Annotated in this window: 16 protein-coding genes and 1 pseudogene; 11 read left to right on the forward strand and 6 right to left on the reverse strand. The window is 70.4% G+C overall.

The window, feature by feature from the left end; all coding sequences use genetic code 11:
* The 5 genes and pseudogenes from Q664_RS53175 to Q664_RS37125 form a co-directional block, all read left to right on the forward strand.
* On the forward strand, positions 1 to 1,654 hold a 1,654-nt coding region (locus Q664_RS53175), incomplete at its 5' end, for a Tox-REase-5 domain-containing protein (RefSeq protein WP_052519143.1).
* 21 nt (positions 1,655 to 1,675) lie between these two features.
* A pseudogene (locus Q664_RS61600) lies at positions 1,676 to 2,512 on the forward strand (Imm52 family immunity protein).
* Positions 2,513 to 2,698: 186 nt separating this feature from the next.
* Positions 2,699 to 3,778 carry a sensor histidine kinase gene (locus tag Q664_RS37115; RefSeq protein WP_160174582.1) on the forward strand — a complete coding sequence of 360 codons (1,080 nt, stop codon included), beginning with the start codon at positions 2,699 to 2,701 and terminating at the stop codon, positions 3,776 to 3,778.
* Positions 3,771 to 5,351 (forward strand): DUF7125 family protein, encoded by a 1,581-nt coding sequence (locus Q664_RS37120; protein ID WP_052519146.1) that lies wholly within the window; start codon positions 3,771 to 3,773, stop codon positions 5,349 to 5,351. Before Q664_RS37115 ends, Q664_RS37120 begins: the two co-directional genes overlap by 8 nt.
* Positions 5,348 to 5,713, forward strand: a complete 366-nt coding sequence (locus Q664_RS37125) for a response regulator (RefSeq protein WP_043407066.1) — start codon at positions 5,348 to 5,350, stop codon at positions 5,711 to 5,713. The genes Q664_RS37120 and Q664_RS37125 overlap by 4 nt, the downstream gene beginning before the upstream one ends.
* Positions 5,714 to 5,716: 3 nt before the next feature.
* Here the strand turns inward: Q664_RS37125 and Q664_RS37130 are convergent, their stop codons facing one another.
* The gene (locus tag Q664_RS37130; protein ID WP_052519147.1) at positions 5,717 to 6,811 is read right to left on the reverse strand and encodes a phospholipase D-like domain-containing protein; all 1,095 of its coding nucleotides are present in this window, start codon (positions 6,809 to 6,811) and stop codon (positions 5,717 to 5,719) included.
* Positions 6,812 to 6,916: 105 nt separating this feature from the next.
* Positions 6,917 to 7,117, reverse strand: coding sequence for a hypothetical protein (locus tag Q664_RS58355; RefSeq protein WP_043407072.1), 201 nt, complete (start codon positions 7,115 to 7,117; stop codon positions 6,917 to 6,919).
* Positions 7,118 to 7,327: 210 nt separating this feature from the next.
* Here Q664_RS58355 and Q664_RS37140 point away from each other — a divergent pair, with 210 nt between their 5' ends.
* Positions 7,328 to 8,344 carry a serine/threonine-protein kinase gene (locus Q664_RS37140; protein WP_043407152.1) on the forward strand — a complete coding sequence of 339 codons (1,017 nt, stop codon included), beginning with the start codon at positions 7,328 to 7,330 and terminating at the stop codon, positions 8,342 to 8,344.
* 27 nt (positions 8,345 to 8,371) lie between these two features.
* Positions 8,372 to 8,590 carry a hypothetical protein gene (locus Q664_RS37145; RefSeq protein WP_043407074.1) on the forward strand — a complete coding sequence of 73 codons (219 nt, stop codon included), beginning with the start codon at positions 8,372 to 8,374 and terminating at the stop codon, positions 8,588 to 8,590.
* A gap of 3 nt (positions 8,591 to 8,593) precedes the next feature.
* Here Q664_RS37145 and queF read toward each other — a convergent pair whose 3' ends face one another.
* Entirely contained in the window at positions 8,594 to 8,998 is a 405-nt protein-coding gene (gene queF, locus Q664_RS37150) for a preQ(1) synthase (protein WP_043407076.1), read from the reverse strand.
* Positions 8,999 to 9,180: 182 nt separating this feature from the next.
* Here queF and Q664_RS37155 point away from each other — a divergent pair, with 182 nt between their 5' ends.
* The 3 genes from Q664_RS37155 (at position 9,181) to Q664_RS37165 (ending at position 17,250) form a co-directional block, all read left to right on the forward strand.
* A complete protein-coding gene (locus Q664_RS37155; protein ID WP_043407079.1) occupies positions 9,181 to 11,085 on the forward strand; it encodes an ATP-binding response regulator in 1,905 nt (634 codons plus the stop codon).
* A gap of 141 nt (positions 11,086 to 11,226) precedes the next feature.
* The gene (gene gltB, locus Q664_RS37160; protein ID WP_043407081.1) at positions 11,227 to 15,783 is read left to right on the forward strand and encodes a glutamate synthase large subunit; all 4,557 of its coding nucleotides are present in this window, start codon (positions 11,227 to 11,229) and stop codon (positions 15,781 to 15,783) included.
* Positions 15,784 to 15,786: 3 nt separating this feature from the next.
* The gene (locus tag Q664_RS37165) at positions 15,787 to 17,250 is read left to right on the forward strand and encodes a glutamate synthase subunit beta (RefSeq protein WP_043407082.1); all 1,464 of its coding nucleotides are present in this window, start codon (positions 15,787 to 15,789) and stop codon (positions 17,248 to 17,250) included.
* Between the two features lie 12 nt (positions 17,251 to 17,262).
* On the opposite strand, the gene Q664_RS37170 is transcribed toward Q664_RS37165, so the two are convergent.
* Together Q664_RS37170 and Q664_RS37175 are read right to left on the reverse strand one after the other, a co-directional pair.
* On the reverse strand, positions 17,263 to 19,347 hold the full coding sequence (locus Q664_RS37170; RefSeq protein ID WP_043407085.1) for a neutral/alkaline non-lysosomal ceramidase N-terminal domain-containing protein: 2,085 nt from the start codon (positions 19,345 to 19,347) through the stop codon (positions 17,263 to 17,265).
* 24 nt (positions 19,348 to 19,371) lie between these two features.
* Entirely contained in the window at positions 19,372 to 21,324 is a 1,953-nt protein-coding gene (locus Q664_RS37175) for a carboxypeptidase regulatory-like domain-containing protein (RefSeq protein ID WP_052519148.1), read from the reverse strand.
* Between the two features lie 74 nt (positions 21,325 to 21,398).
* Here Q664_RS37175 and Q664_RS37180 point away from each other — a divergent pair, with 74 nt between their 5' ends.
* Positions 21,399 to 22,019, forward strand: a complete 621-nt coding sequence (locus Q664_RS37180; protein WP_043407088.1) for a glutathione S-transferase family protein — start codon at positions 21,399 to 21,401, stop codon at positions 22,017 to 22,019.
* Positions 22,020 to 22,261: 242 nt separating this feature from the next.
* On the opposite strand, the gene Q664_RS37185 is transcribed toward Q664_RS37180, so the two are convergent.
* Entirely contained in the window at positions 22,262 to 24,718 is a 2,457-nt protein-coding gene (locus tag Q664_RS37185; protein WP_235217028.1) for a S8 family serine peptidase, read from the reverse strand.
* Positions 24,719 to 24,864: the final 146 nt, after the last annotated feature.

The raw sequence follows: 24,864 nt of genomic DNA on the forward strand, positions 1-24,864 counted from the left end.
GCCGGGGCTGTTCACCAGCCCCCGCCCCCACCGCCTGACGCCAGCCTTCTTCACCCCGGCGCGCCCACCCGGGCCCGTGGACGACTCCATCCGCACGGCCATGCCACCCGGGGACGCCCCCGCGCTCGACGAGGAAGACGACCCGGAGGACGACGTCGACGAGCAGGCGCCAGGTGCCCCGGCCCTGACGGCGGACGCCCCCGGGGGCGAGTCCGGCTCGCGGGTACGCCGCCCGGTGCGAGAAGAGGACGAGCCGCTGGAGGACGGAGTGGAGGGCCTCGTGGGCTGGAGGGATGGCGTGGGAGACGGGAGCCCCTGGCCGGTGCCCTTCAGCATGGACCATTTCCAGGGCCTGCTGGTGCAGGTGGGCGTGTCCCCCGAGGTGTTGCCGGAAGATGGGAGCACCCTGTCGCCCCAGCAGGCAGTGCAACTGCTGGCCCACCTGCTGGAGGCGGAGGCGGGGCTGGGGGAGTTTCCCCGTCAGCGCATGGCGGCGCACCTGCTGCTGGAGGTGGCTACGGGCGCGGGGCCGGTGACGCGTGGGGAGTTGCACGCGCGCATGGACCGCTTCCACCGGCTGCGGGTGGTGCGCCCGGACGGCTACCTGGTGCGGGCGGTGACGGGCGAGGCGGTGCAGCGGGCCGGCGAGGTGCGGCTGGCCGAGGACGGCACGCTGCGCGCGGGCCGCTACGAGGTGGGCCCCTTCTACGCGGTGGAGGCGGGGCAGCTGTGGCCGGTGGACACGGGGCTGGAGGTGCCTCGGGGTGCGAAGCCCCTGGGCCCCTACGTGCCGGATGACGGCGTGGTGGTACCGGCGTTGGAGGGAGCGGGGCTGGCGCTGGGGGACACTCTGGAGGGGTTGAGCCGACTCGTCTTCCATCCGGGTGAGAGCCTGGAGGGCCTGACGCGGCTTCCGGGAGCGGTGCGCGTGCTCTTGCAGAATGCCCCCGAGTATTGGGAGGCCTTCCGCCACAAGCCCCGGGGTGAGCGGGTGCGCGAGGTGTCACGGCTGATGGCCAACGTGCTGCTGTCGGTGGGGAGCTCAGGGGCGGGAGCGGTGAAGGCGGTGACGTGGGGCGAGAAGCTGGGCCGGCTGTCAGTGCCGCTGCTGACGCTGACGAAGAGAGGCGAGCTGGTGCTGGGGCTGGTGGCGGTGCCCGGGCGGGCCGTGGCGGTGGCGGGCCAGGGGCTGAGCGTCGCCTGGGGTCTGCACCTGGCCAAGGTGGGTTCGGGCCAAGGTGGTGGCTGGGTGCCACCGGTGGGTGGACCGGGGCAGTGGGTGCCCAAGAACGAGCGGATGTCACCGCGCTCACGTGCCTTCCAGCACAAGGTGACGAAGGCCCCGGCGGGCTGGGTATACCGGGTGTGGCACAACGGCGAGAAGGCCGACTTCGATGGTTTCGACCTGGACCAGCGCCTCCTGCAGGAGACCAAGGGCCTGGGCTACGACAAGCACTTCGATGCGGACCTCAAGGCAAGGAAGTACTTCAAGGGGGCCGATAGGCTCGTCAGCCAGGCCAGGCGGCAGAGCCGGGTGGCCAACGGCATTCCCATCCGTTGGCATGTCGCGGAACCCAGGATGGTGGATGTCCTCAAGGGGTTGTTTCAGAAGGAAAGCATCAGGGGCATTGACGTGGTCTACACGCCGCCGTAACCCTCGGGCATGTCTCGGACGATGGATACCTACGACGCTGCTGTCTATTGGGGATGCCGGGTGGAGTCCGCCGAGGTGTGTGCCCGACGGGCGGAGACTTTCTTCCGCCTCCTCTCGGAGTGCGATCCCATCTACACCCGCTGGTTCGAAAAAGCGGACTCGCGCAAGAAGGCGCTCCAGCTTCGGTTCGAGCCCACCGCCGAAACATTCACGCGCTTCTTCAAGAAGAGGGGATACAGGCTCGGAAATGTCGGCTTCACGCTTGGAGCCTGGACGGGGCATGAAGAGGATGAGCGTGGTGGCGCGGTCAGGTTCACCTGTGGTGATGACGCCGTAGGAGCCTTGAACAATTGTTTGCTCGACCTGCCCAGGGAGGAGCCGGGCTCGGAGCGAGTGCTCACCGTGCCTGTATTGGCCAGGCTCCTCCGCGCCATGGTGCTGGCCTGGGAGCCTGACTGTGGTGTTGTCTTCTCGGACGCCTATCAGCGGGTTCGAGAGCATCCCGTGGGCCAGCCCTACACGGGTTGGCTGATGTACTTCTCACATCGCATGGGCGAGATGCCGCCCCTGCCCGAGCCCGTGCGCGTCGAGCCGGTGGAGGACCAGGGCTCTCTCGTCATCCTCACGCCGGAACGCTTCAACGGACACGAGCCGGCTCACGCCGCCCTGGCCGACCACGTGCGTGCGTTGCTGGACGGTGCTGGGCTACTCAAGAGCCTCTTCTGAGCCGACCTCCTCCCTCCAGAGCGCCTCACCGCCTCCAACCCCGAGCACCTCGCCCTGGGCCGGCGTGTCCAGGAGGAGCTGCGCGCGAAGGGCCTGCTCGAGCCGGTTGTTTCCAGGCGGCCGGCCACCTGAGAGGGCTGCCCGTTTCGTGGCCCCATTCGTCCATCAGGCAACGCTGGAGGACGAGCGGGCTTCTCCGGCGCGGTTGCCATCCTTGACCCCGTGCCCATCTTGCGGGACTGCGGTCACATCATGCGACACCGGGTGCCGCGGGCTCCATCCGTTCGTGCTGTGCGGGTGGATGAAATGGAGACGGGTGTGTCCGAGCAGTCGGCACAGGAGGGCATCCTCGACTTCCTCGCCGTGCCCGTGCTGCGGGTAGAGGAGGGGACGGGCCAGGTGTTGTCCGCCAACGCGGCGGCACGAGCACTCCCCTTTTCCCTCGAGGCTCCCGCCCCTGGCTCCGTCCTGGACGAGACGGGCGCGCCCCTGCCTCCCGAGCGGTTCCCGGTACGGCGGGCCGCTCGGGGCGAGCCCCTGGAGGGCGCGCTCTTCCGCTGGAAGACGCCCCAGGGCGACAGGTTCCTCGTGGTGCACTCGCGCCTGGATCGCTCGCGCTCACCGGCCGTGGCGACCGTGTCCTTCCAGGACGTGACGCAGTGGCGCCGGGCCGAGGAGGATCTCCTCCGGGCGCTCGGGGCGCGCGACACCTTCCTGTCCGTGGCCTCGCACGAGCTCAAGTCCCCCCTCACCGCCATCCAGCTCGTCCTGGAGCGGCTGCAGCGGGGCGCCCGCCGCGACGTGGGCTTCTCCGGCGCCCAGGTGGCCGAGCGGCTCGAGCCCGCCTTGCGCCAGGTGCGCCGGTTGGGCGTGCTGGTGCAGAACCTGCTCGACGTGAGCCGGGCCCGCAACAACCGCTTCGACCTGGAGCGTGAGCGCTTCGAGCTGGGCTCCCTCGTTCGCGAGGTGTGCGAGCACTTCACCGAGCAGGCGCGGCAGGCGGGTTCGGCGCTGACCCTGGAGGATTGTCCCCAGGTCCAGGTCCATTGGGACCGGATGCGGGTGGAGCAGGCGCTCACCAACCTCGTCACCAACGCCATCAAATATGGCGCGGGCGGGCCCATCTCGGTCCGGGCCGAGCTGCGCGGCGGCGTGGTGTCGCTCCAGGTGGCGGACCGGGGCGTCGGCGTGGCCCCGGAAGACCGCGAGCGCATCTTCAAACCGTTCGAGCGCTCCTCCTCGGGCCACCGCGTGGTGAGCCTGGGGCTCGGCCTGTACATCGTCCGGGAAATCGCCCGTGCCCATGGGGGCTCGGTGGAGTTGACGGCGCGCGACGGCGGAGGCTCCTGCTTCACGCTGCGCCTGCCCACGGAGGCGGCAGAGGAGGGGTATGAGTGAGTCCGAGACAGAGGGCACAGACAAGGCGGCGCGGGACCCCCGCATCCAGAGCGGCATTCCGAGGCTGGACTTCATCCTCAAGGGAGGGCTCAAGCTCGGCGGCATCTACGCCCTGATGGGGCCTCCGGGCAGCGGGAAGACGATCCTCGCCAACCAGTTGTGTTGCAACCACATCCAGAAGCAGGAGGGGCGCTGCGTCTACATGACGTTGCTCATCGAGTCGCACGCGAAGATGCTCTCGCACCTCTCCACGCTGAGCTTCTTCAAGCCGGAGTTCATCCCCGAGCGGCTCTACTACATCAGCGGCTACCAGCAGGTGCGTGAGGGGGGCTTCAGCGGGCTGATGGAGCTCATCCGCCGCACGCTGCGTGACCGCCAGGCGACCTTCTTCGTCATCGACGGCATGGAGAGCGCGGAGCAGTTCTCCACCTCGCCCCAGGCCTACCGGGAGTTCGTGCACGGCCTGCAGGCCTTCACCAACCTGCTGGGCTGCACCACGCTGCTGGTCTCCAACGTGCGCGAGCGCACCCACGTGGAGAACGCCGTGGTGGACGGCGTCATCGAGCTGTCCGACAAGCTCGTGGGCCCGCGGGCGGTGCGCGAGCTGACGGTGCACAAGTTCCGTGGCAGCGACTACCTCCGGGGCCGCCACGAGGTGGAGATCACCGGCGATGGCCTGGCCATCCACCCGCGCACGGAGATCCAGTTCGCCAGACCGCCCGAGCAGGCGCACGAGCAGCGCATCCGCATGGGCTTCGGCCTGAAGCGGCTGGACGAGATGCTGGACGGGGGGCTGCCCTCGGGCTCCACCACCGCGTTGATCGGCGCGCCGGGCACGGGCAAGACGCTGTTGGGGCTCTGCTTCCTGGTGGAGGGCGCCCGCCAGGGTCAGCATGGCACCTACTTCGGGTTCTACGAGCCGCCCCCCCGCCTCATCGAGAAGGCCGAGGACGTGGGCCTGCCCCTGAATCGGTACGTAAAGGACGGCCGCATCGAGCTGGTCTGGCAGCCCCCGCTGGAGCACTTCATGGACTCGCTGGCCGAGCAGTTGCTGGAGAAGCTGCGGGCCGAGGACAAGAAGGAGCGCCGGCGCCTGTTCATCGACGGGGCCGAGGGCTTCCGGGCGGCGGCGGTGTACCCGGACCGCGTTCCCCGCTTCCTCTCGGCGCTCACCAACCAGCTGCGCATGCAGGACGTGACCACCGTCATGACGGACGAGCTGGAGCTCTTCCAGCCCGAGCTGAACCTGCCCACCCCGGAGCTCGCCAACGTGGTGGAGTCCGTCCTGCTGCTGCGCTATGTGGAGCTGCGCTCGCAAATCTACCGGCTGCTCTCCATCATGAAGATGCGCGAGAGCCGCTACGACACCTCGCTGCGCGAGTTCCGCATCTCCCGCGAGGGCATCGACGTGGCCGACTCCTTCGAGAGCGCGGAGGCCATCCTCAGCGGCCACGGGCGCATCCGCAACGGGGGGAAGAAGAAGACGAAGGCGGAGAAGCCCAGGAAGAAGAAGCCGGGGGTGCTCAAGAAGATGCTCGGGCGGGGCGGCCGGGGCGGCGGGAGGGAACGATGAGGACCATCCTGGTCGTCGAGGACGAGTTCGACGTGCAGCAGGTCGTGGCGGACGTGCTGCGGGACGAGGGCTACGAGGTGGCCGTCTGCGGCAATGGCCGGGATGCCCTGCAGAGCCTGCGCGTGCACCGCCCGGACGTCGTGGTGATGGACGTGATGATGCCCATCCTCTCCGGCATGCAGGCGCTCGAGGAGATGCGCAAGACGCCCGGCCTGGACGGGGTGCCCGTCATCCTCATGAGCGAGACCGCACCGAGAGCCTCGGCGCCTCGCCACTGGCAGGCCTTCCTGAAGAAGCCCTTCCGGCTGGAGCAGTTGCTGGACGCGGTGGCCCGGGTCTCCGGTGTGGCGGGCAGGGCCTGAGCGTCAGCCCCGGTGGCGCATGCGCCGCGAGCCGATGAAGCTGGCGACGTGCTCGGCGAAGCGCGCCACCGCCAGCCCCACCACGTCCAGCAGCCAGCGCTGGAGGCCCGAGCGCGCGCAGTCCCCCAGGGTCACCGGCTTCGCCCGGCCCAGGTGCTGCCGCACCCAGCGGGTGGCCTGCCCGGCCGCGCCCGCGTCCTCCACCTCCACCAGCGTCTCCAGGTTCACCAGTGAGAGCGGATCCAGGTTGAAGCTGCCCACCAGCAGGCGGTGGTCGTCCACCACCGCGGCCTTGGCGTGCAGGGTGGTCTCCGTCCACTCGTGGATGTGCACGCCTCCGCGCAGCAGGGTGCGGTACAGGCGCATGGTGGCCGCGCGGGCGAAGGGGACGTCGCTGCGGCCGGCCAGCAGCAGGTGGACAGCCACGCCTCGTTTCGCCGCGCGGGTGAGGGCGCGCACGAAGCCCCGGTCCGGCAGGAAGTACGCGTGGGCCAGCACCACCTCGTGCCGGGCCTGCTTCAGCGCCTCCAGGTAGCGCGCGCGCAGGCGCCCACCGCCGCCGAAGCCGGACAGGAGGATGCGCACCGGGCCCGCCTCCAGCGCGGATGCTCCCGCGGTGAGCCGTGCCCCCAACTGCGCGCAGATGCTGCCCCGCAGCTCCAGCGCCAGGTCCGCCCACCCCGGCCTGCCTTCCGCCGCGGCGTAGTGGTCCCCGATGTTGATGCCACCGAGGAAGGCCACCGTGTCATCCACGAGCAGGATTTTGCGGTGGTTGCGCCAGAGGCGGCCCATCAGGAGCACGGAGGTGAGGGGGTTGTGGACGCGCACCTGGATGCCGGCCGGACGCAGCCTGTCCGCCAGCGCGCGGCTCCCGCCGATGGAGCCCCAGCCATCGACGATGACCTTCACCTCCACGCCCCGGCGGGCGGCGGCGATGAGGGCCTCGACGAAGCGGGCGCCCACGCCCTCGTGCTCGAAGGCATAGACCTCCAGGTGGACGCGCCGGGTGGCCGAGTCGATGGCCGCGAGCATGCGCGGGTAGGCCTCGGCGCCCCCGTCGAGCAGCGTGATGCGTTGCCCGTGCGTCTCCGCGGACAACCCCTGTTCAGACTGCTCCGCCCCGGATGCGCCCTCCCTCTCCCTCCGGGAGAGGGTCGGGGTGAGGGTATCTCGTGCCGGGGAGTCCATCCGTGTGGCCATGCGTCAGTCGTCGTGCTTGCGCGCGCCCTTGCCCTTGCCCTTGTGGCGGCACTGCTCGCCATCCCAGTACTGGCTGGGGTGGCAGTCGGGGCGGGACTTCATCTCGGACTTCTTGGTCCGGTGCACGTGATGGGTGTCGCGGATGAGGATGCAGCCGGGCAGCAGCATGAATACGGCGGGAAGGAGGAGGAGGGTCTTCTTCATGGCGCGCGCAGCGTAGCGGGTGCGTGATGTGGGTGGCTCTGCTCTCTCGTGAACAGGGATTTCTACCGCATGGCTGTCTGCACTCCGGGCGTGTCGACGCCTCGCGGGCAAATCGCTAGCCTCGCGTGCGTGCCAGCCAGTGAGAAGCCCGTCGTCAGACATCGGAAGATAGGCGCCTACCGCGTGCTCGGAGAGCTGGGGCGCGGAGGCATGGCCCAGGTGTACCGGGGGCTTCACGAGATGTTGCAGCGCGAGGTCGCCATCAAGGAGATGCTCGCGGACCCGGTGCGTGACAAGGAGGCCGTGTCGCGCTTCCGCCGCGAGGCGCTCGCGCTCGCCGCCTTCCGCCACCAGAACATCGTCACCCTGTACGACCTGGTGGAGAAGAACGACGTCCTCTTCATGGTGATGGAGTTCGTGGACGGGCCCACCCTGCACGAGCTCATCAAGGAGGGGCCGCTGCCTCCCGAGGTGGGTGCCGCCATCGGCGCGCGCATCGCCGGGGCGCTGGAGCACGCCCACTTCCGCCGCATCATCCACCGCGATCTCAAGCCGGCCAACGTGATGCTCTCCAAGTCCGGCGACGTGAAGCTGATGGACTTCGGCGTGGCCAAGGACGTGGGCCTGGAGGCCCTCACCGCGCAGGGCATGGCGGTGGGTACCCCCTCGTACATGTCCCCCGAGCAGGTGACGGGCGCGCCGGTGGACGGGCGCACGGACCTGTTCGCGCTCGGGGTGCTGCTCTACGAGGCGCTCACGGGGGCCCGCCCCTTCCTGGGCCGCAACACCGGCGAGGTCTTCGCCCGCATCCGCGACGGCGAGTACACGCCGCTGAGCAAGGTGGCGCCCCACATCCCCAAGCCGCTGGCGGACATCGTGAAGCGCGCCCTCGAGGTGCGGCCGGAGGCTCGCTTCGCCAACGCCGCCGCCATGCGCCGCGAGCTGGAGCTGTTCCTCGCCCAGCACGTGCGCATGTCCTACGAGGCGCTCCTCGTCGGCTTCCTCCGCCACCGCAAGAAGCTCACCGAGACCGAGGCGCTCGCCCACCTCACCCAGAAGGAGCTGGACGTCGCCGACAGCTTCGAGGACCCGGCCTCGAAGCTGCTCTCCAGGCCGTGGGTCCGCTGGCTGCTCGCCTTCGTCGCCGCCGCGGGAGCCCTGGGCACTGGACTGGCCCTCTCCCACTCGTATTGGATGGGGCTCGTGCGGCAGCTCACCCTCCGGTGAGCGCACGCACCCCGGGAGTTCTTCGTCATGGGCAAGCTGATCACCTTCATCCTCGCCATCGCCGTCACCGCGGGCGTCGCGTACTACGCGCTCAGCCACGCCCCGCGTGATTCCGAGCCGGAAGGGGAAACCAGTCAGGCCAAGAGGCAGCTCGACAACGTCCGCGGCGCCGCCAGCCGCATCGAGTCCGATGCGGACCAGCGGGCGCGGGAGCTGGAGCAGAAGATGGGCGGGGAACAGCAGTAGGGGTTACTTGCGGCGCGCGGGGGCGCTCTTCTTCGCCGCCTTCGCTCCCCGGCCCTTCTTCTCGTGCGTCACCGTCACCAGCGTCCCGATGCCGCCGCGCACGAAGAAGTCTCCCTCCACCGTCAGCTTCCTCGGCTTGATGGCGCGCACGATGTCGTCGGCGATCGTGTTGGTCACCTTCTCGTGGAAGGCCCCCTCGTCCCGGTACGACCACATGTAGAGCTTCAGGCTCTTCAGCTCCACGCACAGCTCGTCCGGCACGTAGCGGATCTTGAACTTCGCGAAGTCCGGCTGCCCGGTCAGCGGGCAGAGGCACGTGAACTCCGGCACGTCGAACGCGATCTCGTAGTCGCGATCCCGGGCGGGGTTGGGAAAGGTCTTCAGTTCCTTGGTCGGTTGGGAAGGCATGGCGGGGTGTCGTCTAACACACACTGAGCCGATTTCAGCCCCTGTACGGCGAACGCTCCCCAGGCTGCCGGGTCCCCCCTCCTGTCCGCCCCCCAACGTCCCCTCTGTCCAGGGGGGAGCAGCCGGGGCCGACCCATCTTGTGTCTCCGGTGGCAGGGGCGTAACTCAGATCCTCGCCCCGAATGCTGCCCTCCGATTTCCAGGACATCCTCGCGTGCGTTCCCCAGGCCGTGGTGCGGCTCGGGCCGGATCTGCGAGTGGAATGGTTGGAGCCGGACTTCGGCGCCAAGACGGGCATGGTCCTCCAGGTGGGAGACCCGGTGCTCTCGGCTCTCGAGGGCGGCTGGGGCCGGGATGCCCTCGAGCGCGCCCTGCGCGAGGGCCGCTCCCACTCGGGCCATGCCATCACCTCCAGCCTCAAGCAGATGCGCATCCGGACCCGGCCCTCGGGCCCGGGCGCCAACCCCGGGGCCTGGCTGCTCTTCGAGCCCTCCGGCGCCGATGACGACGTGGCCTTCGCCCAGGCCCTCCAGGAGATCGCCCGCGAGGTGGGCGAGACGCTGGACGTGGACAGCGTCTGCAAGGCCGCCGTGCTGGCCGTGGTGCGCTGCGCCCAGGTGCGCCGCGCCGAGGTGTACCTGTCCGAGGAGGGCCAGCCCCTGCGCCGGGTGGCCGTGTCCGACCTGGCCAGCGCCGACTCCCCCGAGGACGCCCTCGAGGACCATGCCGACTCCTTCGAGGCGGCCCTCATCACCCGCCAGCCCCAGATTGGCGTCCAGCGCGGCTACGGGGACGCGGTGGGCTCCATCTTCGCCGCGGTGCCGCTGCTGTCCCAGAAGCGCGCGCTGGGGCTGCTCGTCCTCTACAAGGAGCAGGGCACCTCCTTCTCCCTGCGGGAGCTGGATTTGTGGAGCGCCGCCGCCGGGCAGGTGGCGGTGACGGTGGAGAACGCCCGCCTGCTGCGCGAGGCCCAGGCGGCCCTGCGCGTGCGCGAGGAGTTCATGTCCATCGCCTCGCACGAGCTGAAGACGCCGCTCACGCCCCTCAAGCTCAACCTGCGCTTCCTGGAGCGCTGCCTCGCCCAGGGCCAGCGTGTGGATCCCGCCGCCGTCACCAAGTCCAAGCGGCAGGTGGAGCGGCTGGAGCGGCTGGTGAACGAGTTGTTGGATGTCTCGAGACTGGAGGAGCGCCAATTGTCCCTGCAGCTCGCGCCGCTGGAGTTGGGCCACCTGGTGGCGGAAGTGGTGGACCAGTTCCGCCACACTCTGGAGCGTCCCTTCAGTCTGGTGGTGCCGCGCGAGCACCTCTGGGTGCAGGCGGACCGGGAGCGGCTGGAGCAGGTGCTCATCAACCTGCTGGAGAACGCGGACAAGTACAGCCCCAAGGGCGAGCCCATCTGCGTGGAGGTGGAGGCGCTGCACGGTGAGGCCCGTCTGCACGTGAAGGACCGGGGCATCGGCATCCCCACGCAGGACCAGTCGCGCCTCTTCCAGCGCTTCCACCGGGCGGGCAACTCCTCGCACCGCCACTTCGGCGGGCTGGGGCTGGGGCTCTTCATCAGCCACTCCATCGCCCAGCTGCACCACGGCGCGCTGTCCATGTCCAGCGCCGAGGGCCATGGCTCCACCTTCACCCTGGGCCTGCCGCGCATGTCCGCCAACGAGGTACGCCGTCTGCCTCGCCGGGTGCTGCTGCTGGACGAGGATCCGGTGCAGGAGCTCACCGCCGAGCGCGTGCTGCGCGCCGAGGGCTTCGAGGTGCTCACCGCGCACGGGGGCGTGGAGTCGCTGCGCCGCGCCGCCTCGCTGCCGGTGGACCTGGTGCTGCTGTCCGAGGGGGCCCCGCCCACGCAGTTGGGCCTCTTCCTGTCCGCCTTCGCCGAGCTGCCGCGCGCCCGGCCCATCCCCATCGTCCTGGCCGGGGCCTCGCGGCCCGCCTGGGCCCACCCGGAGCACTCCCAGTGCTCGCGGCCCTACCGGGAGCAGGAGCTGCTCACCGCCGTCCGCGCCACGCTCGGGCTGGCCGGCGAGCGGGAGCGTACCGAGGAGCCGGAGCGTGTCCCCCTGGAAGCCCTCATGCTCCCGTGAGGACCCCCACCGGGCCCCCGCTCCCCTGAGCGCTCCGGGCGCTTGCGGACGTCACTGAATCTTTCTTGCCTGCTTACACGGGCTGACGCAGTGCACTAGACTCTCCGCGTTGAAGAATTCACCCGCCGAGAGGGAGTGCTGATGTCGCAGCGAGGCCCGGGCCGCTATGGGTTGTACGAACCGGACACCGAGCACGATGCCTGTGGAGTCGGCTTCGTGGCCCATATCCAGGGAGAGAAATCCCGCGGCATCGTCGAGGACGCGCTGGAGCTCCTCAATCGGCTGAGCCACCGGGCCGCGGCCGGCAGGGACCCCGAGACGGGGGATGGCGCCGGCATCCTCATCCAGCTTCCCCATCGCCTCTTCGAGCGTGAGCGGCTGGGCTTCGCGTTGCCTCCGCGCCACCAGTACGGCGTGGCCATGGTGTTCCTCCCCTCGGACGCGGAGGCGCGCATCGCCTGCGAGGCCGCCCTGGAGCAGGTGACCGCCGACGAGGGCCAGCGCGTGCTCGGCTGGCGGGACGTGCCCGTGGACTCCTCCCACCTGGGGAGGCTGGCCCGCGACAGCGCCCCCGTCCTCCGCCAGCTCTTCGTCGCCCGGCGCCGCGTGGTGCCCAGCGCCTTCGAGCGCAAGCTGTTCCGCATCCGCAAGCTGGCCGAGCGCCGCATCCGCGAGCGCGCCCTGGACCCGGACGGCCAGTTCCACGTGGCCAGCTTCTCGGCCGAGACGCTCATCTACAAGGGCCTGCTCCTGCCCCGGCAGCTCCCGCGCTTCTACGTGGACCTGCAGCACCCCGAGTGCGTGAGCGCCCTGGGCCTCGTGCACTCGCGCTTCTCCACCAACACCTTCCCCACCTGGGAGCTGGCGCAGCCGTTCCGCTACATCGCCCACAACGGCGAAATCAACACGCTCCACGGCAACCGCAACTGGATGAACGCCCGGCGCGAGCTGCTGCAGTCGGCCAGGTTCGGCGGCAGCCTGGCGCCGCTCTTCCCCCTCATCGTCCCCGGGAAGAGTGACTCCGCCCAGTTCGACAACATGGTGGAGCTGCTGTACCTGGGCGGCCGTCCGCTGCCCCACGCCATGATGATGATGATCCCCGAGGCGTGGGAGGGCCACACGCTCATGAGCGACGAGCGGCGCGCCTTCTACGAGTACTCCAGCTCCCTGCTGGAGCCGTGGGACGGGCCGGCCGCCATCGCCTTCACCGATGGACAGCTCATCGGCGCCACGCTGGACCGCAACGGCCTGCGCCCCGCGCGCTACCTCGTCACCGAGGACGATCGCATCATCCTCGCCTCGGAGACGGGCGTGCTCGACGTGCCCGCCTCCCAGGTGCGCCGCAAGGGCCGCCTCACCCCCGGCCGCATGCTGCTGGTGGACCTGCTCGAGGGCCGCATCCTCGAGGACGAGGAGGTGAAACGCGACATCTCCACCCGCTGGCCCTACCGGCGGTGGTTGCAGCACAACGTCTTCACCTTCGATGACCTGCCCACCGTGCCCGCGCCGCGGCGGCTGGGCGGCGAGGAGCTGTGGCGGCTCCAGCGCGCCTTCGGCTACACGGACGAGGACGTGCGCCTGCTGCTGCGGCCCATGGCCGAGGGCGGCAAGGAGCCCGTGGGCTCCATGGGCACCGACACGCCCCTGGCCGTGCTCAGTGACCAGGCCCCCTCGCTCTTCAACTACTTCCACCAGCTCTTCGCGCAGGTGACCAACCCGCCCATCGACCCCATCCGCGAGTCGCTGGTGATGACGCTCGCCACCGGGCTGGGCCCCGAGGGCAACACCTTCGAGGAGACGCCGGAGCACTGCCACCGCCTGTCGCTGCCGGGCCCCATCCTCACCAACGGGCAACTGGCGAAGCTGGCCGCCATCCGCAACGAGGGCATCTTCGAGACGCAGCCGCTCAGCCTCCTGTACCCGGTGAACGGGGGAGAGGACGCGCTGGATGCGGCCGTGGAGCGGCTGTGCAGCTCGGCCGTGGAAGCGGTGGACGCGGGCGCCAACATCCTCGTGCTGAGCGACCGGGACGTGGACGCGGCCCATGCCGCCATCCCCGCGCTGCTGGCCGTGTCCGCCGTGCACCAGCGGCTCGTGCGCGACGGCATCCGCATGTACACGGGCCTCGTGCTGGAGACGGCCGAGGCCCGCGAGGTGCACCACTTCGCCTGCCTCTTCGGCTACGGCGTCTCGGCGGTGAACCCGTACCTCGCGCTGGACACGCTGCGCGCCCTGGCCGACGCCGGCGAGCTGCCGGTGGACCAGGAGAAGGCCCAGGAGAACTTCATCCACGCCATTGAAGAGGGCCTGCTCAAGGTGATGTCCAAGATGGGCATCTCCACGCTCCAGTCCTACCGCGGCGCGCAGCTCTTCGAGGCCGTGGGCCTTCAGCGGAGCCTGGTGGAGCGGCACTTCACCGGGACGCCCTCGCGCGTGGAGGGCGTGGGCCTGCCCGAGCTGGGGCGCGAGGTGCGCGAGCGGCATGGGCTCGGGTTCGGTCCGGCGGCCGAGCACGAGGCGGAGCTGCTCCCCGTGGGCGGCCATTACCAGTGGCGCCGCCGGGGCGAGACGCACAAGTGGAACCCCGCCACCATCGCGAAGCTGCAACAGGCGGCTCGCGCGAATGACGCAGCCGTCTTCGCCGAGTACTCGAAGCTGGCGGACGACGAGTCGCGTGCCTTCTGCAACCTGCGCGGGCTCCTGGAGGTGGCGGCCGAGAGGCAGACCCCCGTGCCCCTGGAGGAGGTGGAGCCGGCGTCGGAGATCGTCAAGCGCTTCGTCACCGGCGCCATGTCCTTCGGCTCCATCAGCGCCGAGGCCCACGAGACGCTGGCCATCGCGATGAACCGGATGGGGGGGCGCTCCAACAGCGGCGAGGGCGGTGAGGAGGCTCGCCGCTACTCCCGGGACGAGAACGGAGACCTGCGGCGCAGCGCCATCAAGCAGGTGGCCAGCGCCCGCTTCGGCGTCACCACCGAGTACCTCGTCAACGCGGCCGAGCTCCAAATCAAGATGGCCCAGGGCGCCAAGCCCGGCGAGGGCGGACAGCTCCCGGGCCACAAGGTGGATGAGCGCATTGCCCGGGTTCGTTGGTCCACGCCGGGTGTGACGCTCATCTCCCCGCCGCCACACCACGACATCTACTCCATCGAGGACCTGGCACAGCTCATCTACGACCTCCAGTCGGTGAACCCGGCGGCGCGGGTGAGCGTGAAGCTGGTGAGCGAGGTGGGGGTGGGCACCATCGCTGCGGGCGTGGCCAAGGCCGGCGCGGGCGGTGTGGTCATCTCCGGCTACGAGGGCGGGACGGGCGCCTCGCCGCTCTCCAGCATCAAGCACGCGGGCCTCCCGTGGGAGCTGGGGCTCGCGGAGACGCAGCAGGTGCTGGTGCACAACGGTCTGCGTGGGCGCATCCGCGTCCAGGTGGACGGCGGCCTGCGTACCGCCCGGGACGTGCTCGTCGCCACGCTGCTCGGCGCCGAGGAGTTCGGCATGGCCACCGCGAGCCTCATCGCGCTCGGGTGCATCATGCTGCGCAAGTGCCACCTCAACACCTGCTCGGTGGGCATCGCCACCCAGGACGCGGGCCTGCGCGAGCGCTTCCACGGCAAGCCCGAGCACGTGGTGAACTTCTTCTACCTCGTGGCCGAGGACCTGCGTCGGCAGATGGCGGCCCTCGGCGCCCGCCGGCTGGACGAGCTGGTGGGCCGCGTGGACCTGCTGCGCCAGCGGCCCGCCTCGGACCACTGGAAGGTGAAGCGGGTGGACCTCTCCGGGTTGCTCACGCTCCCCCACGCTCCCTCCGAGGAGCCCCGGCGGTGCGACTCGGCGTGGAGCAAGGACGTGTCCGACCACCTGGACCATGACCTCCTGAAGGACGCCCAGGCGGCGCTGGAGGGCGGGGCTCCCACGTTGCTGGTGCGCCCGGTGAGCAACACGCACCGCGCGGTGGGCGCCATGCTCTCGGGTGAGGTGGCCCGGCGCCATGGGGCTCGCGGACTCCCGGACGGGCAGTTGCGCATCCGGCTGAAGGGCTCGGCGGGACAGAGCTTCGGGGCCTTCCTCGCCAGCGGCGTGACGCTGGAGCTGGAGGGCGATGCCAATGACTACCTCGGCAAGGGGCTCTCCGGCGGGCGCGTCATCGTCTACCCGCCCTCGGACAGCCGCTTCACCCCCGAGGAGAACGTGCTGGTGGGCAACACCGTCCTCTACGGTGCCACGGCCGGCGAGGTGTACCTGCGCGGGCTCGCCGGCGAGCGCTTCGCGGTGCGCAACAGCGGCGCCCAGGCCGTCGTCGAGGGCGTGGGCGACCACGGCTGCGAGTACATGACGGGCGGCGCGGTGGTGGTGCTCGGCCCCACCGGGCGCAACTTCGCCGCGGGCATGAGCGGCGGCATGGCCTTCGTGCTCGACCGCGAGCGCTCCTTCCGCGAGCGCTGCAACCTGGAGATGGTGGAGCTGGAGTCGCTCGTGGACGAGTCGGAAATCTGGCTCGTCCACGGGATGATCGAACGGCACCTGCACCACACGGGCAGCAAGCTGGCGCAGCGGGTGCTCGACAACTGGGAGCGCATGGTGCCGCAGTTCGTGAAGGTGATGCCCACCGACTACAAGCGCGTGCTCCAGGCGCGCCGGGCGGCTCGCAAGCCGCCTCCCGCCACGTTGCCACGGCTCCAGGTCGTGGGAGGGGAGGGCTGAGCCATGGGAAAGACGACCGGCTTCATGGAGTGGCAGCGCGTGCACGCCCCCAAGCGCGAGAAGTCCGAGCGCGTGGGAGACTCGCGTGAGTTCGTCCTGCCGCTGTCCGCCGAGGAGGCGAAGCGGCAGGCGGGGCGGTGCATGGACTGTGGCGTGCCCTTCTGTCAGCAGGGCTGTCCGCTGGGCAATCCCATCCCGGACTTCAACGACGCGGTGTACCGGGGCAAGTGGAAGGAGGCCTTCCTCGCCCTGAGCGCCACCAACAACTTCCCCGAGTTCACCGGACGGTTGTGTCCGGCTCCCTGCGAGGCGGCGTGCGTCCTCGGCATCAACCAGGACGCCGTCACCATCGAGCAGATGGAGAAGGAGATCATCGAGCGGGCCTTCTCCGAGGGGTGGGTACGTGCCCGGCCTCCGGCGAGCCGCACGGGCAAGCGCGTGGCGGTGGTGGGCTCGGGGCCCGCGGGGCTGGCGGCGGCGGCACAGCTCAACCAGGCGGGCCACAGCGTCACCGTATTCGAGCGGGATGACCGGCTCGGGGGTCTGCTGCGTTATGGGATTCCCGACTTCAAGCTGGAGAAGTCCGTGCTGGACCGGCGGCTGAAGCTGCTGGAGGCCGAGGGCGTGGAGTTCCGCTGTGGCGTGGACGTGGGCCGCGAGCCGGGCTACGCCGCGCTGCGCGAGCAGTACGACGCCGTCGTGCTGGCCATGGGCGCGAGGAAGGCGCGAGAGCTCGAGGTGCCCGGGCGCGAGCTGTCCGGCGTGGTGCAGGCCATGGACTACCTGGAGCACCAGAACCGGGTGGTGTCGGGGCTGGCCACGCTCGAGCCCCGGTTGAACGCGGCGGGCAGGCGGGTGCTGATTCTGGGTGGCGGTGACACGGGCTCGGACTGCCTGGGCACGGCGTTGCGCCAGGGCGCGGCGAGCGTGACGCAGGTGGAGCTGATGCCGGCTCCGCCGAAGGTGCGCGCCGAGGGCAACCCGTGGCCGCGCTGGCCGCTCATCTTCCGCACCTCGTCGAGCCAGGAGGAGGGTGGGGCGCGCGAGTTCGGGCTGATGACGAAGCAGCTCGTGGGTGAGAACGGGCAGCTGCGGGCACTGCACGCGGTGCGGGTGGAGGTGCAGCGGGAAGCGAATGGCGCTCCCCGGCTGGTGGAGGTGCCCGGCTCCGAGACGGTCTACGAGGTGGACCTGCTGGTGCTGGCCATGGGCTTCACGGGGCCGGACACGGGGCTGCTGGCCGAGCAGCTCGGCACGAAGCTCACGCCGCGCGGCAACGTGCAGGTGGACTCGCACTTCGCCACGTCGGTGGACGGCGTGTTCTGCGCGGGAGATGCGAGCCGCGGGGCGAGCCTCATCGTCTGGGCCCTCGCGGATGGACGCGAGACGGCGAAGGCCGTCGACACGTACCTCACCCGAGAGGCCTCCGCGCTGCCAACGAAGGGCAAGGACTGCGCCTTCGGGTGACCGGGACGTCTCTCAGTCCTCCGGTGGGTCCGCCACCAGTTGGCGCTCGGGCCACTGTGCTCCCGGAGGCGGCTGCACGCGGACGCCTCGCGGTCCCAGTGTGCGGAAGCGCACCCTCCGCCCCACCAGGTGCCGCCAGTCCTCGAGCATCACCGACCAGCGCCAATCGATGTGGTCCTCGTCGTCGGTGAACTCCAGCAGGAAGCGCTGATGCTGGTCATCCACGGGCAGCCCGCGGCTGTGCACCACCTCTCCCGTGGCTGCGTCCTCGATTTGGACCCAGGGCCCTCGCCCCAACTCCCGGCCCTCCTGGGGCGCCCAGGCGAACCAGCTTCCCCGTAGCAGCAGGCGCCCCCGGAACAGCCTCGGTTCGTCGAATCGGGGCCGCCGGGGCCAGAAGGGGAGGGCGTCCTTCATGGGCGGCCTCGGGATCGAGAGCTCCTCGTGCTTGCCCCATCTCACCGGGAAGCGTGCCTCGTTCGAGGGGACTCGGCCCGGTGCGCTCCCCGCAAGGGCCCGGCTGTGCTCGACGAGCCAGCGCTCCGTGTTCCTTCCCCAGATCGTGCTGGAGCCCTCGTAGTGCTGGCACTCGTACTCGGCCCCCGTGGTGAGGTAGCCCACGTAGTCGCCGCACACGCCCGCCACCATCACCTCCCGTGCCCCCATCTGCCGCAGCTCCCGGTCCAGGCGGTTACCCAGCCAGGACGTGGGTTCGCCTGGAAGCCCCATCAGCCACACGCTCCCCACCTTCAGCAACCGCAGCGGCAGGGCCGGAGGCTGGTACTTGAAGAGATCGGAGAGGATGCTCTCCAGCAGGAGCGGTGGCTCCTTGGGCCACTGTGGATCGGTGTCGCCCAGCGTGTTCCGCATCCCCTCGCGGAAGAGCAGGGGAACCCCTCCACCCAGCTCCGAGCCACCGAGTGTGGGGCCTCCCACCTGGGCCTCATGTGGCAGCCGCGTGCCATCCGACAGCGTGGCGTCGCGAATCGTGGGCTCGTCGAAGTGGACCGAGAGGCGCACCGACGTCTCCGCCCGCGCACGTGCATCTCCACAGGCCTCGAAGAGGCGCTGGCCCAGCTCCTGCCCCACCTTCTCCGCCAGCTCCAGGTTCCGCGTCCGGCCGTGGCGCTGCCGTTTCAGCTCGTCCACCGACAGGCCAGGCAGCGTCGGGTCCGAGTCCCCCACGGTGCCCGCGGCGAGCCCGAGGATCGGCTCCGTGCCCGGCTCCGCGCTTCGCATCAGGTGCTCGGCATGGTGGGTGGCCACCCCGAAGAGGTCCGCGCTTCCCAGGGCGTGGTTCAGCGCCAGCATCGCCGAGTGCACCCCGAACGTGCCGAAGGCTCCAATGGGCCGGTGGGGCGGCTGCGCCTCGTCCGCCCAGAGCACCTGCACGCGTGGATCCACGCTCACCTGCTCGAGTGAGAGCCCCGAGGGGACGGCGGACGGTGTGCCCCCGGGGAAGCCCAGGGACTCCGCTTCACGGCGGAACGCGGCGTCCTCCACCCCGGGGACGTTGTCGCGGGCGGCCTTCAGGCTCCGGTTGCGCGAGTACCCCCAGAGCCGGGACACGCCGTGCCCGACGCGTGCCGGGCGCAGGCGCTCGCAGGCCTCGCGCACGCCCCGCTCCAGCCGCTCCACGAGGTACGCGACACCTCGCGCGTCCAGCCCTGGCTTGGGTTGCGCGAAGGAGTCGTAGAACGGACTGCCGTAGAAGTTGCCCGGTCCGCCGTGCGTGTGCGTGCCCGCGAGGAAGAGCCGGCCAATGTGCAGGCCCAGGGGCGCGGTGCGTTCCGCGAGCCGCTCCGCCAGGTAGCGCGAGCCGGCGTGCAGGTCCGCCGCGATGAGCGCCACCCGCTCGCCGTGCCCATCATCCAGCACGAGCACGCGCGCGTGGAGCCGTCCCCACATCGCTCGCATCCTGTGCCCCGACAGGGACCAGCCCGCCGTGGGCGTGAGGAAGCCGGGCGTGATGTCCACCCGGGCGGCTCCGGCCCGTAGGACTCCATCGGTGAGCGTCCTCCCGGGCGGGACACGCGCGACCGTGAGATCCTCGGGTGGCTCCTCCAGACCCAGCACGATCGACGGAAGGCTGGTCATGGCATGTCGCTCCTTTCGTGTGGCCTACTTGCGGATGCGTCGCCGCTTCACGGTGATGTCCACGATGGGAGCGGGGCTCCCCTCCGTGCCCGGCGCCGGGGCCTTGCGCACCCCGAGCACCAGCAGGCTGTCCTCGACGCCTCGGATGCTCTGGATGGCGTCCGGGAAGCCGAGCTCCACCACCGGGCGTCCGTTGATGCGCACGATGGCGTCCCCCGTGGCGAGCCCCGCCTCCCACGCGCCTCCTCCCTCGAATACCTGGCCCACCACCAGCGCGTCCTCTCGCGGCGCCAGCACCGCGCCGATGCCCACCATGTCCACCTGCGGCTCCTCGCCTTCCTCCGTCTTCCTCAACTCGAGGATCCGGGGGGCCGTGCTCTCGGGGCCCACGCGAATCCCCGAGATGATGCGGCTGTGGTGCCCCTCGGCGGAGACGTGCAGGGACATCTGCCCCGAGGGCAGTCCATCCAGCGTGAAGTGGCCCTCCGCGTCCGTGAGGGCGTCGTAGCGCACCGACAGCGCGCTCTCCGCGCCCATGCCCTCGACGGAGACGCGCGCGCGCTCCAGGGGCAGGTTCGTGCCCTCCTCCACCACCCGCCCCGTCATCTTCGCCCCTCGCCCGAGCGAGACGTCCGCCGTCACCGTCCCCGAGGCTCCTCGTGGCACCTCGACGTGGGTCTCGGACGGGGCGTAGCCGTACGCGGCCACCTGCACCACGTAGCCCCCGGTGGGCACTCCGGCCAGCTCGTAGTGGCCCCGCGCGTCGATGAACGAGAGCTGCGCGAAGGGGATTCGCTGGAGGGGCCCCCGCTTCGTGAACACGGCCAGGGTGAAGGAGGGCATGGGTTTGCCGGTGGCCGCGTCTCGCACCGTGCCCACCAGCTTCGCTCCCCGCGCGAGCGTCAGCACCAGGTCCTTCCTCCCCGCCGTCACGTCCTGGAGCTCTCCCGGCGCCAGCCCCATCAACCTCGCGGTGACGTCATAGAGCCCCGGCGCCACGCCTTCGATCGTGAAGCGCCCCTCGTCGTCCGTCACCTGCTCGTAGCCGTGCGCGTCTCCGTACTGCTTGGGCCATGCGCTCTCCGCGGACTCCACCGACACCAGCGCCCCCGCCACGGCCGTTCCACTTGCGTCCACCACCCGCCCCGCCAGCGACTCGTCCAGGGGGACGTCCCCGGAGCCCTCGTGCCTGCCCAGCTTCAACACCAGCCGGCGCGTCAGCAGGGTCCCCGCTGTCACCTCGGCCTGGGCGGAGGCGTGGGCCGGGTGGCGGGCCTCCACGATGGCGCCCTCGGGGCCGTGGAAGCGGAACTCCCCACTCGCATCCGACGTGTAACGGTCCGGCGTCGGGAAGAGCACCGACTCCCCGCTCCGGCCGGTGAGCACCCGCACCTGTGCTCCCGCCACCGGCTTCCCGTCCGGGCCTTCCACCCGCCCCAGCAGCTCCACCTCGGGCGTCAGGGCGAGCACGAGGTCCGAGAGGCGCTGGCCCGGCACGGCCGTGAAGCGGATGGGGCTCTGCCCCCACTCGGGGCCGAAGGGCAGGTAGCCCCGCGCCGTCACCACCGCGAGCTGCCACGTGCCCCCCGAGTACGGCACGAAGCGGAACCGTCCACTCGCATCCGTGCGCGTGGACGTGGCGCCTCCCGGGCCCGCGAAGGTCAGCTCCGCGCCCTCCACGCCATCTCCCGTGGTGGCCGAGATGACACGGCCCTCGAAGGCCCCGTGTGGCTCCGTCGAGCGCTCGGCATACGTGGCCGGCACCAGGCGCGTGGGCGGGGCCGCCGTGGTGTGGGTGGGTTTCGGCTCCGGTGCCGTCTCCGTTGCCGTCGTGGCGGGAGCGGGCTTCTGGGCCGTGGCGCCTGGGGACCGCGTGGCCTGGGGGTCCGGTCCGCCCCGTCCCCCGAGGACGAGCAGCAGGCCTCCCAGGAGCACCAGCACGACGGCGAGCCACCCGAATGTGCGCTTCCGATCCATGGCACGGAAGGCTAGCGCAACCCCCGGGTCCTTCTTATAGCTTCGCGCCGCTTCACTCCCCAGGAGGCACTTTCATGAAGGTCTACGGTCATCCGTTCAGCACCTGTACCCGCAAGGTCCTCACCACGCTCGCGGAGAAGGGCCACGAGGCCCAGTTCGTGATGGTGGATTTGACGAAGGGCGAGCACAAGGCGCCCCAGTACGTGGCCAGGCACCCCTTCGGTGTCATCCCCTTCTTCGAGGATGACGGCTTCACCATGTACGAGTCGCGCGCCATCATCCGCTACCTCGACGCGAAGCTGCCGGGCGAGAAGCTCACCCCGAGCGATCTGCCCTCGCTGGGCCGCATGGAGCAGTGGCTCAGCGTCGAGCAGTCCTATTTCTCCCCGAGCAGCATGGCCATCATCATGGAGACGTTCTTCAAGCCGATGATGGGCGGTGGGAAGCCCGACATGGACAAGGTGAACAAGGGCCGTGACGGGACGGCGAAGGCGCTCGACGTCGTCGACCGCGCGCTCATGTCGCAGGCCTACCTCGCGGGCGACCGGTTCTCCCTCGCGGACATCTCCTGGATGCCCTACCTGCAGTACCTCTCGGCCACGCCCCACGGCACCCTCATCACCGAGCGTCCGCACGTGAAGTCGTGGTGGCAGCGCCTCAGCACCCGTCCCTCGTGGAAGAAGGTGAACGGCTAAGCCAGCCGAAGTAAGTCCGTTCAGGGGTCTGTCCTCAGCTCGAAAGCAGGAGGGACCCCTCCGGGCCCGGTCTCGCCAGACTTGTCCAACAACTGGACAAGTTCGTGACGAGCGCGCCCGGAAGGCGGACTCACTCACCCCTGAATGGACTTTGTTCCGATGGTTTGGTCCGCCGTCCCCGCTGTCCCCGCGCGGGGGGCCCGGCCCTGGATGAAGCCGGGCACCCCTTCCGCGTCACGGCGTCACGGGATGTCGCAGGCCCCGCCGCCGGTGCCGTCGTCGTAGCAGAAGTAGCCCGTCCGGCAGGTGCCCTGGCTTCCCATGCCCGAGCATGTCGCGAAACAGTAGGCACGGGTGCTGTCGGTGTTGGAGTAGCACCTGGAGCCCGCCGGACAGGCGGACTCGAGGCAGTCCTTCGTACAGTATCCGCCGGGGTAGCCCGAGGCGGCTGTCACGCACAGGCCCGCCGTGCCGCACTGCGAATCGCTGGTGCAGGGCTGTCCCACCACCGAGGCCGGCTCCTCTTCCGTGGACCGGTAGGGCACCAGGGTGAAGCTGACGTCCTTCACCAGTTGCTCCGTCTCCACCTCGATGGACTCCAGCTCGGTGGCGTCGCGCCAGAAGCCCACGCGCTCGCCCTCCTCGAAGAACTCGTTGTCCTCGTCATCGTCGATGGTGGCCAGCGCGTAGTACGTCCGTGGAGGAAGCTCGAGGGAGTAGCTGTAGCCGCCGCTCGCTGGCACCAGCGCCACCCCCGCATCGTCCACCTTCCACTCCCCGAACAGATCCTTGTAGGCGAAGGCGATGACGGCGTCCTTGTCCTGCGTGGCGCCCACCCGGAACTTCACCAGCACGTCGGCGGAGCCCGTGCCGGTGGTGGCCCGGAGGGAGAGCTGGGCCACGTAGTTGCCGTCGGGCAGCGAGCCCGGGTTGACGTTCACCGTGAGCGGGACGGACTTGTAGGCGTCGATCGACAGCGTGCGGCTGGAGACGGACACCGCGGAGGCCTGAGCGCCGGTGACACCCACGCTCGCCTGGAGCGTGCCGCCGCCCACGTTGCGCACGGTGAGTTGCTGGGAGCCGCTTCCCGCGAAGGAGAGCTGGGTGGTGCTCACGCCGAGCCTGGGCGCCGCCTCCGGGCCGGTGGTGCCCTGGGCCCGCAGCACGGCGGCCTGGGCGTTGACGAGGCCCGCGCCACAGCCCTCGGTGCACTGGCTGGAGGTGTCGGCCGTCTCCTTGAGGATGGCCTCCACCTGGGCGGAGGTGAGCGCGGGGTTGACCGCCAACATCAGCGCCACGATGCCCGCCACGTGGGGGGCCGCCATGCTCGTGCCGTTGTACCAGTCATAGCCGGGCTGGTTCCGGGCGTCGGGCAGGGTGGAGAGGACCCCGTCCGGGTAGCTGTCGCCGTTGCGGTCCTCACTGGTCTGGCCCCCCGTGGCCATGACGTCCACCGGAGCGCCGTAGTTGGAGAAGCTGCTGCGCTTGCCGTTGAAGCGCACCGAGCCCACGCAGATGACGTTCTGCATGTTGCACGGGAAGGTGTTGGTGGCGTTCTGGTTCTCGTTGCCCGCGGCGATGACGAAGATGGAGCCCCTCTCCACGCCCTGGTTGACGAGCTCCTGGACCGACTGGGGCGCGGTACCGGTGCCGCCCAGGCTCAGGTTGATGACACGCGCGGGCGTGGGGTTGGCGGGCACGCCGGGCACCGAGCCACCCGCGGCCCAGTTCATCCCCGCGGCGATGTCCGACAGCGAGCCGCCCGAGGCGCCCAGCACGCGCACCGGCTGCAGCTTGCCCTTCCAGGTGACGCCGGCCACGCCCAGCCCATTGTTGGACAGCGCGCCAATGGTGCCGGCCACGTGCGTGCCGTGGAACGAGGAGCCGCCGTTGGGCGAGTCCTTGCCCATGTCCGTCGGGTCGTTGTCGACGCCGTTGCCATCCCCCGCGTTGGCGGGGTCCGAGATGAGGTCCATGCCCGGGATGACGCGGGCGTCCAGGTCCGGGTGCCGGACGATGCCGGTGTCCACCACCGCCACCACCATGGAGTCCAGACCGGTGGTGATGTCCCAGGCGGCCGGCAGGTTCATGTTGGGGTAGTGCCACTGGCGGGAGTAGAGCGGATCATTCGGGACGGAGAAGGCCTTCACGCGCAGGTTGCTCTCCGCGTAGCGCACCCCGGGCACCGCCGAGAGCCTCTGGACGAGCGAGGTGTGCTCCTCGCTCGTCAGGGCGCGCACGGACGCCGTCCCCTGGGTGCCGGACTGCGCCTGCACGCCCGTGGGCTCGTAGCGGATGACGTGCAGGTGCTCGCTGATGTGGCCCTTGTGCACGGCGCGGTAGCCCGCCGCCCGCACCCGGGCGAGGACCGTCTCCACGGGCAGGTTCGCCTCGTCGAAGCGGACGATGACCTCTCCCGTGATGACGGACTCGCGCGCCGGGAGCGGGGTCGTGGGGTAACCGGTGCGCAGCACCCCCTTGGCGGCCAGGGCGCTGGCCACGGCCCGCGAGAGGTTTCGCGCACCCGCCTCCTCCAGAAGCGGAGCCCGGGTGATGGCCGCCCCGGCGGATTGTCCCTGGAACGGAGTCAGGGCGCCTTGCACCGTGCCGGAGGAAGGGGGGGTCGAGGGCTCATCGTCGTCGAAGAGGGTACAGGCGGTGAGGCCCAATAGCCCCAGGAGCGCAAGGCGGCGGATCATACGGGTCCTTTGGATGCGGGAAATGAGGTGGCGCGGGCCAGACGCTAGAAGGTCATGAGTCGGTGCGTCCAGGGTGCCATCGGGTGCTCGAGGCTGTTCGTCCACGTCCGATGTTGCTCGCGCTCCGGGTCCTACCTGGCCGGTCG

The sequence above is a fragment of the Archangium violaceum Cb vi76 genome (assembly GCF_000733295.1).
GTDB lineage: Bacteria > Myxococcota > Myxococcia > Myxococcales > Myxococcaceae > Archangium > Archangium violaceum.

What these genes read in the sequence shown, in the direction of transcription:
- Q664_RS37125 (WP_043407066.1), top strand. Translation starts at nt 5,348, where the DNA reads ATGAGGACCATCCTGGTCGTCGAGGACGAGTTCGACGTGCAGCAGGTC.
- Q664_RS37170 (WP_043407085.1), bottom strand. Translation starts at nt 19,347, where the DNA reads ATGACCAGCCTTCCGTCGATCGTGCTGGGTCTGGAGGAGCCACCCGAG.
- gltB (WP_043407081.1), top strand. Translation starts at nt 11,227, where the DNA reads ATGTCGCAGCGAGGCCCGGGCCGCTATGGGTTGTACGAACCGGACACC.
- Q664_RS37165 (WP_043407082.1), top strand. Translation starts at nt 15,787, where the DNA reads ATGGGAAAGACGACCGGCTTCATGGAGTGGCAGCGCGTGCACGCCCCC.
- Q664_RS37145 (WP_043407074.1), top strand. Translation starts at nt 8,372, where the DNA reads ATGGGCAAGCTGATCACCTTCATCCTCGCCATCGCCGTCACCGCGGGC.
- Q664_RS37175 (WP_052519148.1), bottom strand. Translation starts at nt 21,324, where the DNA reads ATGGATCGGAAGCGCACATTCGGGTGGCTCGCCGTCGTGCTGGTGCTC.
- Q664_RS37120 (WP_052519146.1), top strand. Translation starts at nt 3,771, where the DNA reads ATGAGTGAGTCCGAGACAGAGGGCACAGACAAGGCGGCGCGGGACCCC.
- Q664_RS58355 (WP_043407072.1), bottom strand. Translation starts at nt 7,117, where the DNA reads ATGAAGAAGACCCTCCTCCTCCTTCCCGCCGTATTCATGCTGCTGCCC.
- queF (WP_043407076.1), bottom strand. Translation starts at nt 8,998, where the DNA reads ATGCCTTCCCAACCGACCAAGGAACTGAAGACCTTTCCCAACCCCGCC.
- Q664_RS37180 (WP_043407088.1), top strand. Translation starts at nt 21,399, where the DNA reads ATGAAGGTCTACGGTCATCCGTTCAGCACCTGTACCCGCAAGGTCCTC.
- Q664_RS37140 (WP_043407152.1), top strand. Translation starts at nt 7,328, where the DNA reads ATGGCCCAGGTGTACCGGGGGCTTCACGAGATGTTGCAGCGCGAGGTC.
- Q664_RS37185 (WP_235217028.1), bottom strand. Translation starts at nt 24,718, where the DNA reads ATGATCCGCCGCCTTGCGCTCCTGGGGCTATTGGGCCTCACCGCCTGT.
- Q664_RS37155 (WP_043407079.1), top strand. Translation starts at nt 9,181, where the DNA reads ATGCTGCCCTCCGATTTCCAGGACATCCTCGCGTGCGTTCCCCAGGCC.